At 67.1% G+C, this 14,955-nt stretch carries 16 protein-coding genes and 1 pseudogene; 7 read left to right on the top strand and 10 right to left on the bottom strand.

All coding sequences use genetic code 11. From position 1 onward, the window contains the following. Nucleotides 1-39: 39 nt before the first annotated feature. Nucleotides 40-471: a succinate dehydrogenase hydrophobic membrane anchor subunit gene (locus AB0B25_RS29165; RefSeq protein WP_357079944.1), complete on the bottom strand. Its 432-nt coding sequence runs from the start codon at nucleotides 469-471 to the stop codon at nucleotides 40-42. A gap of 1 nt (nucleotide 472) precedes the next feature. Further along, complete coding sequence (gene sdhC / locus AB0B25_RS29160; RefSeq protein WP_357079947.1) at nucleotides 473-871, bottom strand: succinate dehydrogenase, cytochrome b556 subunit; 399 nt, start codon at nucleotides 869-871, stop codon at nucleotides 473-475. A gap of 276 nt (nucleotides 872-1,147) precedes the next feature. On the opposite strand from sdhC, the pseudogene AB0B25_RS29155 reads away from it, so the two are divergent. Beyond that, nucleotides 1,148-1,297 (top strand): annotated as a pseudogene (locus AB0B25_RS29155) (cytidine deaminase); the annotation flags it as partial. 897 nt (nucleotides 1,298-2,194) lie between these two features. Here AB0B25_RS29155 and AB0B25_RS29150 read toward each other — a convergent pair. After that, nucleotides 2,195-3,118, bottom strand: a complete 924-nt coding sequence (locus tag AB0B25_RS29150; RefSeq protein WP_357186146.1) for a hypothetical protein — start codon at nucleotides 3,116-3,118, stop codon at nucleotides 2,195-2,197. Nucleotides 3,119-3,362: 244 nt separating this feature from the next. On the opposite strand from AB0B25_RS29150, the gene AB0B25_RS29145 reads away from it, so the two are divergent. The 5 genes from AB0B25_RS29145 (at nucleotide 3,363) to AB0B25_RS29125 (ending at nucleotide 8,196) form a co-directional block, all read left to right on the top strand. Then, nucleotides 3,363-3,899, top strand: a complete 537-nt coding sequence (locus AB0B25_RS29145) for a type VII secretion system-associated protein (RefSeq protein WP_357186143.1) — start codon at nucleotides 3,363-3,365, stop codon at nucleotides 3,897-3,899. 294 nt (nucleotides 3,900-4,193) lie between these two features. Continuing rightward, nucleotides 4,194-4,589 (top strand): cytidine deaminase, encoded by a 396-nt coding sequence (locus AB0B25_RS29140; protein ID WP_357186141.1) that lies wholly within the window; start codon nucleotides 4,194-4,196, stop codon nucleotides 4,587-4,589. Nucleotides 4,590-4,762: 173 nt separating this feature from the next. Continuing rightward, nucleotides 4,763-6,052, top strand: coding sequence for a thymidine phosphorylase (locus AB0B25_RS29135; protein ID WP_357186138.1), 1,290 nt, complete (start codon nucleotides 4,763-4,765; stop codon nucleotides 6,050-6,052). A 191-nt stretch (nucleotides 6,053-6,243) separates the two neighbouring features. Then, entirely contained in the window at nucleotides 6,244-7,341 is a 1,098-nt protein-coding gene (locus AB0B25_RS29130) for an adenosine deaminase (RefSeq protein ID WP_357186135.1), read from the top strand. A gap of 198 nt (nucleotides 7,342-7,539) precedes the next feature. Next, entirely contained in the window at nucleotides 7,540-8,196 is a 657-nt protein-coding gene (locus AB0B25_RS29125) for a hypothetical protein (protein WP_357186132.1), read from the top strand. Here AB0B25_RS29125 and AB0B25_RS29120 read toward each other — a convergent pair whose 3' ends face one another. The 5 genes from AB0B25_RS29120 to AB0B25_RS29100 form a co-directional block, all read right to left on the bottom strand. Next, nucleotides 8,197-9,456: a primosomal protein gene (locus AB0B25_RS29120; RefSeq protein ID WP_357186129.1), complete on the bottom strand. Its 1,260-nt coding sequence runs from the start codon at nucleotides 9,454-9,456 to the stop codon at nucleotides 8,197-8,199. It abuts the gene before it with no gap. A 26-nt stretch (nucleotides 9,457-9,482) separates the two neighbouring features. After that, nucleotides 9,483-9,830 (bottom strand): YbaB/EbfC family nucleoid-associated protein, encoded by a 348-nt coding sequence (locus AB0B25_RS29115; RefSeq protein WP_357186126.1) that lies wholly within the window; start codon nucleotides 9,828-9,830, stop codon nucleotides 9,483-9,485. Beyond that, complete coding sequence (locus AB0B25_RS29110; RefSeq protein WP_357186123.1) at nucleotides 9,827-10,168, bottom strand: hypothetical protein; 342 nt, start codon at nucleotides 10,166-10,168, stop codon at nucleotides 9,827-9,829. The genes AB0B25_RS29115 and AB0B25_RS29110 overlap by 4 nt, the downstream gene beginning before the upstream one ends. Before the next feature lie 144 nt (nucleotides 10,169-10,312). After that, nucleotides 10,313-11,413 (bottom strand): C40 family peptidase, encoded by a 1,101-nt coding sequence (locus tag AB0B25_RS29105; protein ID WP_357186120.1) that lies wholly within the window; start codon nucleotides 11,411-11,413, stop codon nucleotides 10,313-10,315. A gap of 4 nt (nucleotides 11,414-11,417) precedes the next feature. Next, nucleotides 11,418-11,738, bottom strand: coding sequence for a hypothetical protein (locus AB0B25_RS29100; RefSeq protein WP_357186117.1), 321 nt, complete (start codon nucleotides 11,736-11,738; stop codon nucleotides 11,418-11,420). A 145-nt stretch (nucleotides 11,739-11,883) separates the two neighbouring features. On the opposite strand from AB0B25_RS29100, the gene upp reads away from it, so the two are divergent. Next, nucleotides 11,884-12,507 carry a uracil phosphoribosyltransferase gene (gene upp / locus AB0B25_RS29095; protein WP_357186114.1) on the top strand — a complete coding sequence of 208 codons (624 nt, stop codon included), beginning with the start codon at nucleotides 11,884-11,886 and terminating at the stop codon, nucleotides 12,505-12,507. Nucleotides 12,508-12,537: 30 nt separating this feature from the next. On the opposite strand, the gene AB0B25_RS29090 is transcribed toward upp, so the two are convergent. Both AB0B25_RS29090 and AB0B25_RS29085 read right to left on the bottom strand, forming a co-directional pair. Next, complete coding sequence (locus tag AB0B25_RS29090; RefSeq protein ID WP_357186111.1) at nucleotides 12,538-14,034, bottom strand: phospho-sugar mutase; 1,497 nt, start codon at nucleotides 14,032-14,034, stop codon at nucleotides 12,538-12,540. Continuing rightward, nucleotides 14,035-14,814 (bottom strand): purine-nucleoside phosphorylase, encoded by a 780-nt coding sequence (locus AB0B25_RS29085; protein ID WP_357186196.1) that lies wholly within the window; start codon nucleotides 14,812-14,814, stop codon nucleotides 14,035-14,037. Between the last annotated feature and the right edge of the window lie 141 nt (nucleotides 14,815-14,955).

The raw sequence follows: 14,955 nt of genomic DNA, 5'->3' as shown, positions 1-14,955 counted from the left end.
GATTCGTTCGCTGCGCTCACTCATGGAGGTGGCCTGTTCCTAACTGATGTTGGGGTCGAAGGTGAAGATGACGTAGGTGCCCACGCCCATGATCAGGATCATCGAGATGGCCAGCAGCGTGTTCAGCCAGAACCGGGTCGAGTCCTTGCGGGAGTAGTCCGCGATCACGGTGCGCAGCCCGTTGCCGCCGTGCAGCTGCGCGAGCCACAGCATGGTCAGGTCCCAGAACTGCCAGAACGGGCTGGACCAGCGACCGGCGACAAAGGCGAAGTTGAGTCGCTTCACACCACCGTCGAGCAGCAGCATGATCGTCATGTGCCCGAACACCAGCACGATCAGCAGCAGACCGGAGAAGCGCATGAACAGCCAGGCGTATTTCTCGAAGTTGTTGTTCGAGCGCGCCCGGGGCGACCGAGGCAGATCCAGGCTGGCCGGGCGGTCGTAGGACTTGCCGATGACGGGTGCGCTCATGTCAGTGCTCCGTGAACAGGTAGAAGAACTGGCGCCCGACCGCGGGAACCGCGAGCAGGAACCAGATCGCGAGGATGATCCAGAGCATCGTCCGCTGGTACTTCGGGCCCTTGGACCAGAAGTCCACCAGGATCACCCGGACGCCGTTGAGCGCGTGGAACAGCACGACGGCGACAAGGCCCATCTCCATCAGCGCGACGATGGGGTTCTTGTAGGTCTCGATGGCCTCGTTGTAGGTGTCCGGGCTGACGCGCACCAGCGCGGTGTCCAGGACGTGTACGAAGAGGAAGAAGAAAATCGCGACGCCGGTGATCCGGTGCAGTGCCCACGACCACATTCCGGGGTCGCCTCGGTACAGCGTCTTCCGCTTCGGCTGAGCCGGAGCTGCAATCGTGGTCATAGAGTGCGGTGCCTCCAACGTCGTTGATGGACCCGGTTGCAGGTCCGACGCCGGCTGCGTTGGGGGGCAAATGCCCAGGTGGCTGCACTCCGGCCCGCCGCCGGGAACCTGAACCGATCTGTTTGGACTCTAATCCTCTCGCTATCCCGGAACTAATTCGGCGTGGCGTGCGTTACGCGACAGACGGCGGGGTTAGGTTTACCTTTCTTGATCGGTGCGGGGTTCCGTCGTGGTCTTCGCGCGGCCATTTTCGGCTCGACTCGGGAGGGGTTCGCGGTGTCGAAAGTTCAGTGGAATGTGTTGCGCGACAACGCTATTCAAGCTATGCGTCACGCGTATGCCCCGTACTCGCGGTTTCCGGTCGGTGCGGCGGCCCGCTGTGTCGATGGCCGAATTGTGCGAGGGTGCAATGTGGAGAATGTCTCAATCGCCCTGCGATAAGCTACTCCTCGGTAACAACTGATCGCGGCTCGTTCGCCCTCCGCTATCGTGCGCTCGAGCGGGTTGAAGGGCCGTGTGGTGGCGGTCGTCGCGCCCCTGGCGACCGTAACGCCGTGCCGCGACAGCGGAACCGGGACGACGACACACCGGGACGGGCCACTACATGCATGGCCCGCTTGTTCAACACCGCTTGGATCTCGGCCATTGCCCTCGTCGCCGTACCCTCCAGCCGAAGCAGTGCCCTCATCGACACCTGGCGCAGATCGAAAACTAGATCTCGCAACTCGTCCTTCTCGCGATCCAACTGGCCGATCTCGCTCTCGAGCCCGGCGATCTCCAGCCCATGGACGCTGCTGCAACGTCGAGTTCCCCGACACCGCGAGTGCTTCGCCCACGGTGAGGTTGTCGAGGTAGTCCAAACGTGTCGGCTGGAGCGGCCGCGCTGGTCCCTGCTGCCAGAGCCGGCGAACAAGTCGATCCCATTGGCGGTGTGCATGTCGATCCGCGTCGGGCAACTCGCCCATGGCCTCCGTACTGCCGTCAGGCTGCTCCGGTCGCGCCGCCAACTGCGCGGCACGGCCGAGGAAGCAGAGGTGCAGGCCACCGTCGTTCGCCGGTAACCCCGCCGCCCACGGGATGAACCCGTCGTCGTTGCTGCGACCTCGTCACCGAAACCGTGGATGAATGGAACCGCCGCCGGCCCGGCCAGCGCCCCACTCGGGAGGGCGAGAACTGGCACGTTATGCGGCACTCCGTCGTCCGCTACTGTTCGCCGGACGTGTTGGCGTGAAGCGCGACACCCTGCCCGTCCACCTGCGGAGGCTCTGGTCCGTGGCAGCCACTACCGTCGTAACCGCGCGCAAGCGGCGACGCGAAGAAGTGCTACCAATCGTCGAGGAGGTCCGGGAGGAGGTTCGGCGCTCGGATGACTGTGATGGCGTCGGAGGGCGCGATATTGGCTGGCACTGTCACGACCACCTCCGCAGTACCCTTTCCCGTACCGATGCGTGCGGCGTTGACATCGACCGTGGCGTAAACGTCATGGTTCATGCCAACATGGTGAATAGCCCTGGCTACGCGCTCAGCATGTGCATGCACGGGGTCACCGGCAGAACAAACCAGCATGAGCAGCGGTTTATCCGGTCCTGCGCGAGAAGCGGCTAGGAAATCCTTGTTTGCCGCAACTATTCTGCCGAAGAACTCCCCGTCGATCACCTTGATTTGCCAGTCGGGATGGGTGTCGGTACCAAGGTTGGCCTCGATATGGATGCCGTTCGTATCTGCGTGCGCCTGCACATACAGCATCCCGTCCCGGGCGTCATCGGACCATGGGGCGGGATGGGAATATGATTTCTCTTCCCAATAAGGCTCGGCCCCGTCGGCCGGGGTGATGAGTTCCTTGGGTACGAACTCTCTGTCAGCCATCCGGTTCGGCATCCGGGACCATTCAGAGTAGAATTCCTCGTCACTGGGAAATCCGGTCGCTATGTCTGCTTTTCGGGTCGGGAAGGAAATTCCGAAAACGTTCCCTTCGTGATCGATCAGCGGATGGATGCGTATATCGTGAATATGCTCGAGTCTTCCCCGGTCGTATAAAGAGAAGCTGTTACGGTTGATAACTTCCGCGCCGATCCCTTCGACGTTGTTCACATTTTTTCCGGAGTTGTTCAGCGTGTGTGCGAACCTGTCGATCCGGCTGCTCATGGAACCAGCGGCGCCATCGAGTGATCGTGCGATCAACTCGGTTGCCTCGCGCATGACTCCCGCTGGCCCCGTGTGAAGAATCGGTCCGACCACGTCGCTCATGGTGTGTCCCTTGGTATCGCGCGAGAATAGCTAAGGTTACGTAAAGAAAGGTAAGACGCGCAATAGACAGGTCGATGGCGGAGGGCGCGGTGTGATCGACCAGCAGTGTCCTTGTCGAGGTCGAGGTTCGATATTGGGTATTCGTCCATTCGCGGCGACGTCGAGCAACGATTCGTCCGGCTCTGCGGGCGGACATCATGGGACAGTGGCATTACAGGAACTACTGACGTAAGGATGATGAGCTGTGGGGAGCCCGCCACCGGAAGCCATCCGGCACAACAACTGGTTCGTGTTGGTCGATCCCGGTTGGGATCAGGCCGGTCCGACCGCCTCCCCGCCCGCGGACGTTATCGTCGGCGGCTGGGAACTACGCGACGACGGTAGCGTCGGACCGTTTCGACCGAACCCTGGCTACAGCCCCAGCGCCCCGACCGTGCCGACCGACCCGATCGACGCCGTACTACGCCTGATTGCCGCTGGACAGAACCTCGGCACCGAACTCGTCGAAGCCATCTGTGACTCGATCGTGGAAATCGGCTGCGATAAGCACAACCAGCCACTACTCGGTACCGCACCCGACCGCACGCCCTGCGTCGTCGTCGCCAGTGCGGAATTACAAAAGGCGCATGTCGACGTCGACCGGTGGATTCCAGTGCTCGGCGGCAAACTCCCCGACATCATCCCGCCCGACGCCGATATTTTCCTCAACCCCGCAGGCGGCGCAGCTTTTCGACTCCGAACAGAAACCCTTCGCTCCGCCACGACACGCGACCACAGTTGAAGCAACGCCACGGATCGGGTCAGTTGATTTCGCGGAGTACCACCGCTGTTGTGGAGTTTTGTGCCATGTTCGGTGTATGACGGTGCGCAGCACGCGATGCATCGACAAGGCCGGGACCTCGATGGGGTTCGCGCGGCCATGGGCCGATAGCGAAGAACTCACCCGTGAACTGAGCGACGCCGGGCCGAGCGGGACCGGACGAGGCAATCCATCCGGCCGGAGATGCTCGACTAGGCGTCATGTGCGACCTTCCCTGATCCGGAAGTTCACTCTCTCAGAGAGGTTATTCCAACCGTGGAAATCGACTGGACCAGGCTTCGTACCAGCGCATATGAGGTGATGGCCAAAGCGTATGCCCCCTACTCCCGATTCCCGGTCGGTGCTGCAGGGATCACTGCCGACCGGATGGTGGTCGGGTGCAATGTGGAGAATGTCTCCTATGGGCTGGCCCTGTGCGCCGAGTGCGTACTCGTCGGCAACTTGATTTCGGGCGGCGGTGGCCGTCTGTTGGCCGTCTCCGTGACCGATTCCCGCGGCGAAATCCTGATGCCCTGTGGGCGATGCCGCCAATTGCTCTACGAGCATGGCGGCGGCGACCTCCTGGTCGATCACCAGGCCGGAGCGGTCTCGCTGCGAACGCTTCTTCCGGATGCCTTCGGCCCCGACGACCTGGACGCCGGGCAGCGGTGAGCCGCGCTCGTCAGCACTCGCTCGACCGCGTCGATGTCTGCCTCAGTGCACCGTGGGCCCGCCTCCACCGGCCCCTGCTGCCGCTCCGCCATCCCGAACGAAGGGCGCCGCAAGGTTGTCGAACTGCCGACCGGAACCGGGGACTGTCGCCGCCGCATGCCAGACTTGCGAATGTGACGGCACTGGACGCGGTTTCGATCATCACCACCAAGCGTGACGGCGGGGAGCTGTCCGACGCGCAGATCGACTGGGTGGTGGACGGATTCACTCGCGGCGAGGTCGCCGACGAGCAGATGTCGGCGTTGGCCATGGCGATCGTATGGCGTGGAATGACACGGCGCGAGACGGCAGCGTTGACGGCCGCGATGATCGCCTCCGGGCAGCGGATGGACTTCACCGACCTGCCCCGACCGACTGTGGACAAGCACTCGACCGGCGGGGTCGGCGACAAGATCACGTTACCGCTGGCGCCGCTGGTCGCCGCATGCGGTGCCGCGGTGCCGCAGTTGTCGGGACGCGGGCTCGGGCACACCGGGGGAACGTTGGACAAGCTGGAGGCCATTGCCGGCTGGCGCGCGGAGGTACCCGTGTCGCGGATGCGCGAAATCCTGGCGGATCCGGGCATCGGCGCGGTGGTCTGCGCGGCGGGCGCCGACCTCGCTCCCGCGGACAAGCGGCTCTACGCGCTGCGTGATGTCACCGGCACCGTCGAATCGATTCCGCTGATCGCCAGTTCGATCATGAGCAAGAAGATCGCGGAAGGCACCGCGGCGCTGGTCCTCGATGTCAAGGTCGGCTCCGGTGCGTTTCTGAAGACCCTCGACACCGCGCGTGAACTGGCCACGGCCATGGTCGAATTGGGCACCGACGCCGGTGTGCGGACGGTAGCGCTGCTCACCGCGATGGACACGCCGCTCGGCCGCACCGCGGGCAACGCGCTGGAGGTCGCGGAGTCGGTGGAGGTGCTCGCGGGCGGCGGCCCCGCGGATGTTGTCGAGTTGACCGTCACCTTGGCGCGTGAGATGGTCGCGCTGGCCGGGCTGGATGTCGATCCCGCGGACGTACTGCGCGATGGCCGAGCGATGGATCACTGGCGCGCGATGGTCCGTGCCCAAGGCGGCGATCCGGACGCGCCGCTGCCCACCGCGCAACACACCGAGACCGTCCTCGCCGAGCGCGACGGCCTACTGACGGGGCTCGACGCGTGGGACGTCGGGCTCGCCGCTTGGCGCCTCGGTGCCGGCCGCACGCGGCAAGGCGACCCGGTACAGCACGGCGCCGGTGTCGAAATGCACGCCAAACCCGGCGATTCCGTCGCGGCGGGGCAGCCGTTGCTCACCATGCACACCGACACTCCAGAGGCATTCCGGCGCGCCTCGGCGGCTCTGCGCGCCGCCATCACCATCGAGGCAGGTTCGGCCTTGTCACGCGGCGCGCTGATGCTCGGTCGCGTCGGTGTTTGATCCGCCTCGGTCGGCCTGATTCCGGCAGATTCGCAAGCCAGATCTGTCGCCTAGGTCGATGCCGCAGCCGGCGGAAGTCCCGGTGGGACGGTGCGGACGGCGCCGCCTCATTCCGGCTCATCCTGGCAACGAGATGGTTGCCACGCCGAGAGTCGGCTGCTGTTTCGGCCTGGTGCCGCTACCGTCGTTACATGACTGGACCGATGCCTTTGGTGCTCGCCTCGATCCGCCAAGCGCCCAAAGCACTGCTGCATGATCATCTCGACGGTGGTTTGCGGCCCGCCACGGTGCTCGAGCTGGCCGCGAGCTGCGGTTACGATGACCTGCCCGCGACCGACGCGACCGCGCTCGGCGATTGGTTCCGGGACGCGGCCGACAGTGGATCGTTGGAGCGGTACCTGGAAACCTTCGCGCACACCGTCGCCGTGATGCAGACCCCGGAAGGCCTGCGCCGAGTCGCCCGCGAATGCGCCGAGGACCTGGCCGCCGACGGGGTGGTGTACGCCGAGGTGCGTTTCGCTCCGGAGCAGCACCTGGAGCGCGGGCTGACGCTGGACGAAGTGGTCGAACACACCCTCGCCGGTTTCCGCGAAGGCGAGCAATCCGCTGCCGAGCAAGGCCACACCATCGTGGTGACCTGCCTGCTCACCGCCATGCGGCATGCGGCCCGCTCACGGGAGATCGCGGAGCTGGCGGTGCGCTTCCGTGACCGTGGCGTCGGCGGTTTCGATATCGCGGGCGCGGAGGCGGGCTTCCCGCCCAGCAGGCACCTCGACGCGTTCGAGTACATGCGTGCCAACAGCGCGCACTTCACGATCCACGCGGGCGAGGCGTTCGGCCTGCCGTCCATTCACGAGGCGCTCGCGTTCTGCGGATGCGACCGGCTCGGCCACGGCGTGCGGATCACCGACGACATCAGCGTGCCCGGCGCGATCGAAGACGCGCGGCTCGGGCTGGTCGCGAAGTATGTGCGGGACATGCGCATTCCGCTCGAGCTGTGTCCGTCGTCGAATGTGCAGACCGGTGCCGTACCCGCGCTGGACAAGCATCCGTTCGACCTGCTGGCCCGGCTGCGCTTCCGCGTCACGGTGAACACCGACAACCGGCTCATGAGCGACACCAGTATGAGCCAGGAGATGCTGAAATTGGTCGAGACATTCGGCTACGGCTGGACCGATTTGGAGCGGTTCACCATCAACGCCATGAAGTCGGCGTTCATCCCGTTCCCCGAGCGGTTGCGCATCATCGACGACATCATCAAACCCGGATACGCGGTGCTGCTCGGATAGAAGGCGCTGCTCGGGAAACTGCGGTGCGGAGCCGTGCCGGCGGCGGCGGGCCATGCTGCGCGTCGGCCGGCGGGGGTTTCGTCACCGCAGGATCCGGTTGTCCACTCCGCACAGTCGCGCCCGGTTGACGACGGTCGGTGGCGGTGTCCCGCACCAACCGGACAGACGTCGGGAATCGCGTTCGCTAGCGTGGCCGACATGGCGATTCTGCGGATCCCGCGGCGGTTCAACGGACCACCCGACTCGGGCAACGGCGGCTACGTCGCAGGGCTGCTGGCCCAACAGTGCGACGAGGCGACAGTGACGGTGATCTTGCGCAGCCCACCGCCGCTGGAGCGGCCGCTCCAGCTACGTGCTGCGGCGCTGTACGACGGTGCCGTTCTGGTCGCGGAGGCGAAGGCGGGCGACTTCGAACGGGACGCGCCGCGGCGAACCTCGTTCGACGACGCCGCCACGGCATCGGCTACTTATCGGAGCAACGAGATGTTCGCGTCCTGTTTCGTGTGCGGTAGCGGCCGTGCGGATGGTCTGCGCATCGCGCCCGGCGCGATCGGCGCAGGCTGCGTGGCAGCCCCATGGATCCCCGATGACACGCTGCCGCCCGGGCCCGCAGTGCTGTGGGCAGCGATGGACTGCCCCGGAGGCTGGTCGCTGCCGGACATGGTCGACCGTCCCGCCCTCCTCGGCGCCATGACCGCCACTGTGCATGCCATGCCCGAGATCGGTGAGCCGTGCGTCGTGGTCGGCGCGAATCACGGCGAACAGGGCCGCAAATCTTTCGCCTCGACAGCGGTGTATGGCGCGAACGGCCGCCTACTCGGGCAGGCCGAACAGGTCTGGATCCGGTTGGTCTAGCTACTGCTGGTCGAGACGGGATTCGAGCGCACGTTCCAGCTCCCGCCAGGACTGTGCCTCGGCGGTGAACGGCGGGTTGGGCGCCATCCTCGTCGGGTCCGGGTTCAGCAGGTAGGAGACGTACCAGCCGAGCGGAGTGGACTGCGCCAGCGCCTGCTCGACAGAGTCGTCGTCGGCGTAGTCGGCGGCGTCGGTCAACAACTCGACCGCCAAGTCGAGCTGTTCGATGTCGACCGCCTCCGGTCCCTCCGCCAAGTCGTCGGCCAGGCCGGGCAATACGTAGACGTTCTCGTCGGTGACCTCGACCTCGAGGGAGCCGTCGACCGCCGCGGTCTGTACGTCGGCGAACGTGCTCACCCTGGCCAGTTCGTGCTCGTGGTCGTCGGCGAGGTAGCGGGCGAGCGCACGCTCGGAGGGGAACACGGTGATCGCGCCCTTGGCGCCGAGGAAGATCGGCTCGTCATCGAGGTAACAGCGCAGCGTGAAGAAGCTGCCCTCGGAGGTGACGATCTTCACCGGGTCGATGCCGACTTCGTGCCAGAACGACTCGTCGTCGTCCTCGTCCTCGTCGTCTTTCTCGTCTTCGTCGAGGTCGACGGACTCGAACTCCTCGTCCTCCTCGCTGTCGGCCACGTCATCGGCGTCGACGACGTTCTCCTCGGCGGCCAGCAACTCGGCTTCCGCGACCGCGACCGCGTCGGCGTCGACCTCCGGGGTCCGCACCACGGAGTCGATGGCGTCGAGCACATCGTCCCAGCCCTTGGCGATCGCGGCGCCGATCTGGTCCCACAGCTCCTCGCCGTCGCGTCCGACGAACGCGCTGATCCCGCCGGGCAGTGCGCCGAGGACCGGGTGCGAACCGAAGAACTTCGTCACCGTCTCCAGCTCGCAGACCTCGCCGATATTGCGCACCATGCCGAGGGTGTCCTCCAACTCGGCGATGGTGTCCACATCGGGTTCGCCCGCGGCGAGTTCCGGTACGGCCACCAGGTCGAAGGTGAAGTTCTCCTCCGGCTCCAGTTCGACCGCCGACAGCCCGGCGACGACCTTCCACGCCGGATGGTCGACGAGGTCGTTATCGGAGTTGGTGCGGATGAACGCGGCCAGCTCCGCGACGGACTCGAAGCCATAGAGGGAATCCTCATGTCCGAGGAATGCCTCCCACTCGTCGTCACCGTCTCGCCAGCGCGGTGCCCACAGGGTGACGAGATCGCCGTCGGTCAGGCCGAGCTCGATCGGGACGATGTCTCCAGAAGCCATGAGCGGAAGCCTATCGACCTTCTGCGTCAGGCACTATCCGGCCCGCCCGCTTTGGTTGTTCCGGGCTCCTGCCCGAGGGGAACGAATGACTCGTTCAGTGTCGCAACGACCTTCGAGCGCTGCGTGCCGGCATGCTCGGCGGCCTGCCTGCAGGCCCAGATGATCAGCTGTCCGACCTCGGCGGGCGGCAGTGCCGTGACCGCTTCGGACAAGCTCAGACCGACCAGCGCGCCGTCGCTGTTCACCTCGACGCCGACTGCGCCGTCCTCGGTGGTGAACCGACCGCGCACCTGCTGCAAGCCGTGCAGCGCGGCCTCCAGTGCCGCCAACTTCTCGGTCGCCGAGGCGACCAGCGCATCCATTTCCGCACTCATACCGGCCTCATCCAGGTCGTCGGTCCCGTGTCCGCATCGTCGATACGGTCCAACTCGTCCACCGCTTGCTGGCGGCTGGGTAGGCCGAGCCGGTCGAGGATGTCCGTGGGCATGCCGGCCTCGGCGAGCAGTTCGCGTCGTCGCGCGCGCGCCGCGATCGCGGAGCGCTGCGTGAGCCGCAAGATCTCGTTGGCGAGAGATTGCGCGCCGTAACGATATTCGCTGCGCTCGAACCTGATCTCCACCGGCATGCCCTGATCGGTCGCCCGAACCGAAATGGTGCCTGAACGATTGCTGCTCCCCGCCACCGTGACATTGGGGACCTGGGGTCGGGTCATGCGGTGTCCTTTCTGGTATGGCCGGGGCCGTTCGTGGTCACGCTGCGCTGCCGCCTACCGGCCTGACCGGTCATGCGGTGTCCTTTCTGGCATGGCCGGGGCCGTTCGTGGTCACGCTGCGCTGCCGCCTACCGGCCTGACCGGTCATGCGGTGGGCCGGTAGAAGCCGTAGAAGTCCATGCCTGAGTTCTCCGTTCGAATCGAGCTGATCTGGACCGGGTCACCTGCCTCGACGAACTGCCCGTTGCCGATCACCATGGCAACATGGCCGTCCCAGATCGCGAGGTCGCCGGGCATCAGGTCACCAGGTGACACCGGCGTGGCTCCGTTGCCCTGCTCTGCCGCGAGCCGGGGCAGGTCGACACCCGCTTCGCCGTAGGCGTACTTGGTGAGCCCACTGCAGTCCAGCCCGGAGCCGGGGCTGTTTCCACCCCAGACGTACGGCGTGCCGACGGTGCCGACCGCGCACCGGACCGCCGTGGCGGCCTGCTCGTTCGGCGCCTCCACGACGCTGCCGTCGGGCAGCGTGATCCGCACGCCCTTGCCGTCGGCGGGCAGTCCCGGCGAACCCGTGTCGGGCCGGGGCGCACCCGGGGTGGTGCCGGGCTTTCGCTGCGACTGCAGCGAAGGGCGCGGTGCGCTCATCGCGGTGCTCATCAGCTGGCCCGCGCCGGTGACCAGACCGGATCCCAGCTGCTGTACGGCAGGAGCCGGACCGGGCAGGCCGGCGGGCGGCGGGGTCGGTGGTGGCGGGGTCAGGTCGTTCATCGACGCGGTGTGCGTGGTGAGTTCGTTCTGCACGCGGCCGACCACGGTGAGCGCCTGGCCGAGATGGTCTATCGCCGAGCCGACGATCAGCGTCAGCCCCTGCGGCGTTCCCAGTGCCGGGCCCATACTCGACGCGGTGTGCACGAACGATTGGGCGATGCCGGTGAGGTCCTGCTGGCCTTTCTCGACCTCTGCCGCGGCCTGGTTCACCACAGTCGCCATGTCATTGCCGCGGTCGGAGATCATCGCCGCGGAGGTCTGCACCCGCAGTGCCTTGGCGGTGGCGGCGTCGGCGGCGCGCCCGTCCCACGCGGCGTTCATGCCGTTGATGCTGTCGCGACCGGTCCGGTGGATCTGGTCGAGCAAACTCGAGGTGTCGCGGAGGGCATCGGAAGGCCCGCCGGTCGGCAACACCCCGGTGCCGAAGCTCGCGAGCAGATCGAGGATCGGTGTGGCCAGCGCGTTCACGTCGATCATCGGCTCACCCCAGTTCGGCGGCCGCGGTCCGCAGCGCGCTCGCCCGGGACGTATCGGTCTCGGTGAGCACGGTGGCCGCGCCGACGGCCGCGCCACCCACGCTGGCGAGCACCGCCGAGAGCTGACCGATCGAGGCGAGATGCCCGGCATGCGCCGCGGTGTAAGCGGCCATGAAGTCGCCACCGACCAGCCCCATGATCGGGCCGAGCAACGCGGGCTCGGCCGCCGCCGCACGTACCCCCGCCGCCGCCATCTCACCCGCCATGACATGGGCGGTTTCGCCATAGGCTGCGATGCCCTCGGTGTCCGCCGACATCTTTCGCATCAGAGCTTCCCCCATCTGTTGTTCCCAGGCAGAGTACGTCATCCACTTGGTTCGACGCGCGCTCTTCGCATTCGGTTCCACCGGTTCGGAAAAAAGTTGGGTGGAGGTCGGGCGGCACACCCCCGACCGACTTTATCGTTCCCTCATGCGCACCCACACCGTTGACCATCCCCTGGCCGCCGCCCTGCTCACCACGATGCGGGACGAACGAACGGCCAACGCGGCCTTCCGTTCCGCGCTGCGCGATCTCACCGGGATCCTGATCTACGAGGCGCTGCGCGACGCGCCGGTGGAACGATTCGAGATCGTCACGCCGGTCGCGGGCGCCGAAGGCGTCCGGCTGTCCGCGCCGCCGCTGCTGGTTCCCGTGCTGCGCGCCGGGCTCGGGATGATCGACGCGGCCGCCGAACTGATCCCGGACGCCAGAGTCGGTTTCGTCGGCATCGCCCGCGACGAACAGACCCACCAGCCGGTTCCCTACCTGGAATCGCTGCCCGCCGATCTCGCCGGGCGTCCCGTCTTCGTCCTCGACCCGATGTTGGCCACCGGCGGCTCGATGCGGCACACCGTGGAATTGCTCGCGGCCCGCGGCGCTACCGACATCACCGCATGCTGCGTAGTCGCGGCCCCGGAAGGCATTGCGGCGCTGGCGGACTCGGGCCTCCCGGTGCGCCTGGTCACCGCCACCGTCGACGCGGGACTGAACGAGAACGCCTACATCGTGCCCGGCCTCGGCGACGCGGGCGATCGGCAGTTCGGCCCACGCTGATCGGTGGGTCGGCGGCGCGGCGCCGAGTGATCAAAGTGCTCGGCAGAAATCACCCAACGCCGAAAGCCGCACGTGCGCAGCGGCACGCGCGGCGGCGAGATCGGCCCGGGTACCGACCGGCTCGACCACCTCCAGGTAGCACTTCAATTTCGGCTCGGTGCCGGACGGGCGGATGACCAGCCGCGACGAGCTGCCCTCGAAGATCAGCGCGTCGGTCCGCATTCGGCCGCGCACCTGTAGCTGATCGATGTATTTCACCGGCTCGCCCGCGATATCGTCCGGTGGACTCGCCCGCACCCGGGCGACCACCGCGGCGGCGGCTTCGGCCGACGCCAGTCGCAGCGACACCTGATCACCGGAGTGCAGGCCGAATTCCATCGCGTAGTCGTCGAGTTCGTCGCTCAGCGTGCGACCCGCCGCCTTCACCGCGGCCACCAGGTCGGCGATGAGCACGGCGGCGGAGATGCCGTCCTTGTCGCGGACCGTCACCGGGTCGACACAGTGCCCGATCGCCTCTTCGTAGGCGTACACCAGGCCATCGCCCGCGCGGGCCAGCCATTTGAAGCCGGTGAGGGTCTCCGCATAGCGCCCGCCGCGCGCGGGAGCCAGCTTGGACAGCAGCCGCGACGACACGATCGTTGTCGCCACCAGCGCGCCGGGACCCGCGGTCCCCAGCACCCGGGCGCCGAGCAGCACGCCGGTCTCGTCGCCGCGCAGCATCCGCCAGGACCGGTCGGGCAGCGGGATGCCGACCGCGCAACGATCGGCATCCGGGTCGAGCGCGAGCGCGACATCGGCGCCGACTCGGCTGGCAAGCGCGAGCAGCAGATCGGTGGCACCCGGTTCCTCCGGGTTCGGGAACGCGACCGTGCGGAAGTCCGGATCCGGCTCGAACTGCTCGCCGACCACGTGGACGTCGGTGAAACCCGCCGAGGCGAGTGCCCGCACCGCGAGGTCGCCACCGACGCCGTGCAGCGGAGTGAGCGCGATCCTGATGCGCGCGCGCTCGCCGGGGCCGCCGAGCAACGCGGGCAGTTCGGCGACCCGCCGCAGATAACGCCGCACCACATCGTCGTTCGCGGCGGCGACCGGTGTGCGAGCGACCGGCTCGGCGACCGCCTCGATGCAGCGCTCGATTTCGGTGTCGGCGGGCGCGATCAGCTGCGCCCCGCCATCGAGATACACCTTGTAGCCGTTATCGGTGGCGGGGTTGTGTGACGCGGTGATCTGCACACCCGCGACAGCGCCCATATCGCGCACCGCGAACGCGACCACCGGGGTGGGCAGCGGACGCGGCAACATCGTCACCGAAAATCCCGCGGCGGCAAAGATTTCCGCGGTCGCCGTGGCGAACTCGGTGGACCCGTGCCGCGCGTCGCGGCCGACGATCACCGCGCCGCCGCCGAGGCACCGGCCGCGCAGCCACGCCACGATCCCGGCGGTCGCCCTGGTCACCGTGGTGACATTCATGCCGTCCGGGCCGTCCTGCAGCGGCCCGCGCAGGCCCGCCGTGCCGAAGCGCAGCATCTACACCCGTTCCAGCACGCCACGCAGCAGTTTGCCGAGCCGCGGCGCAGCGGCATTGCCTTCGGCGAGTACCTCGGCATGCGACAGGTGTGCCCCCGTGACGCCCGCGGCCAAGTTGGTGACCAGTGAGATGCCGAGCACCTTCGCGCCGAGCGCACGGCAGGCGATCGCCTCCAGCACGGTCGACATACCGACCAGGTCCGCTCCCAGCGTGCGCAGCATCCGGACCTCGGCAGACGTCTCGTACTGCGGACCGGTGAGGCTCGCGTACACGCCGTCGGTCAGACTCGGGTCGACCTCCCGCGCCAGCGCCCGCAATCCGGGATCCCACGCGTCGACCAGATCGACGAACGTCGCGCCGGACAACGGCGTGCGGCCGGTCAGATTGAGGTGATCGCTGATCAGAACCGGCTCGCCGACCTGCAGGCCGGAGCGGATGCCGCCCGCGGCGTTGGTCAACACGATGATTTCCGCGCCCGCCGCGACAGCGGCGGTCACCGGGTGCACCACCTCGGTGGGCTCGTAGCCCTCATAGAGATGTTGACGGCCCATCAGCAGCAGCACGGAAGTGTTGTTCACCTCGACCGAGTGGACCATACCCAAATGGCCCTGTGCGCTCGGCGTGGCGAACCCGGGCAGCTCCGGCATCGGCACCGACGCGCGCGGCGACCCGATCTCCGCGGCCGCGTCCTGCCAGCCCGATCCCAACACCACAGCGACGCGATGGCGCGGCACTCCCGTACGTTCGGCGATCGCCTCGGCGGCCTGTTCGGCAAGCATGATTGTCACAGTAGTCGTGTTGATCGGCAGTGCTGTGTTGATTTGGCAGCGCCTGCGGCGCTGCGTGTTCGCGGCCCCTTGGTGGCTCGCGTCCCAGCGGCCGAGACTTGCGCCTGCGGCGCGGGCGCTTCGGCCGCTGGG

The sequence above is a fragment of the Nocardia sp. NPDC049190 genome, from assembly GCF_040648115.1.
Lineage (GTDB): Bacteria > Actinomycetota > Actinomycetes > Mycobacteriales > Mycobacteriaceae > Nocardia.
The sequence above is the reverse complement of the archived record's forward strand: the minus strand, read 5'-3'. Positions and strand labels throughout refer to the sequence as shown.

What these genes read in the sequence shown, in the direction of transcription:
- AB0B25_RS29165 (WP_357079944.1), bottom strand. Translation starts at nt 471, where the DNA reads ATGAGCGCACCCGTCATCGGCAAGTCCTACGACCGCCCGGCCAGCCTG.
- sdhC (WP_357079947.1), bottom strand. Translation starts at nt 871, where the DNA reads ATGACCACGATTGCAGCTCCGGCTCAGCCGAAGCGGAAGACGCTGTAC.
- AB0B25_RS29150 (WP_357186146.1), bottom strand. Translation starts at nt 3,118, where the DNA reads ATGAGCGACGTGGTCGGACCGATTCTTCACACGGGGCCAGCGGGAGTC.
- AB0B25_RS29130 (WP_357186135.1), top strand. Translation starts at nt 6,244, where the DNA reads ATGACTGGACCGATGCCTTTGGTGCTCGCCTCGATCCGCCAAGCGCCC.
- AB0B25_RS29125 (WP_357186132.1), top strand. Translation starts at nt 7,540, where the DNA reads ATGGCGATTCTGCGGATCCCGCGGCGGTTCAACGGACCACCCGACTCG.
- AB0B25_RS29120 (WP_357186129.1), bottom strand. Translation starts at nt 9,456, where the DNA reads ATGGCTTCTGGAGACATCGTCCCGATCGAGCTCGGCCTGACCGACGGC.
- AB0B25_RS29115 (WP_357186126.1), bottom strand. Translation starts at nt 9,830, where the DNA reads ATGAGTGCGGAAATGGATGCGCTGGTCGCCTCGGCGACCGAGAAGTTG.
- AB0B25_RS29110 (WP_357186123.1), bottom strand. Translation starts at nt 10,168, where the DNA reads ATGACCCGACCCCAGGTCCCCAATGTCACGGTGGCGGGGAGCAGCAAT.
- AB0B25_RS29105 (WP_357186120.1), bottom strand. Translation starts at nt 11,413, where the DNA reads ATGATCGACGTGAACGCGCTGGCCACACCGATCCTCGATCTGCTCGCG.
- AB0B25_RS29100 (WP_357186117.1), bottom strand. Translation starts at nt 11,738, where the DNA reads ATGCGAAAGATGTCGGCGGACACCGAGGGCATCGCAGCCTATGGCGAA.
- upp (WP_357186114.1), top strand. Translation starts at nt 11,884, where the DNA reads ATGCGCACCCACACCGTTGACCATCCCCTGGCCGCCGCCCTGCTCACC.
- AB0B25_RS29090 (WP_357186111.1), bottom strand. Translation starts at nt 14,034, where the DNA reads ATGCTGCGCTTCGGCACGGCGGGCCTGCGCGGGCCGCTGCAGGACGGC.
- AB0B25_RS29085 (WP_357186196.1), bottom strand. Translation starts at nt 14,814, where the DNA reads ATGCTTGCCGAACAGGCCGCCGAGGCGATCGCCGAACGTACGGGAGTG.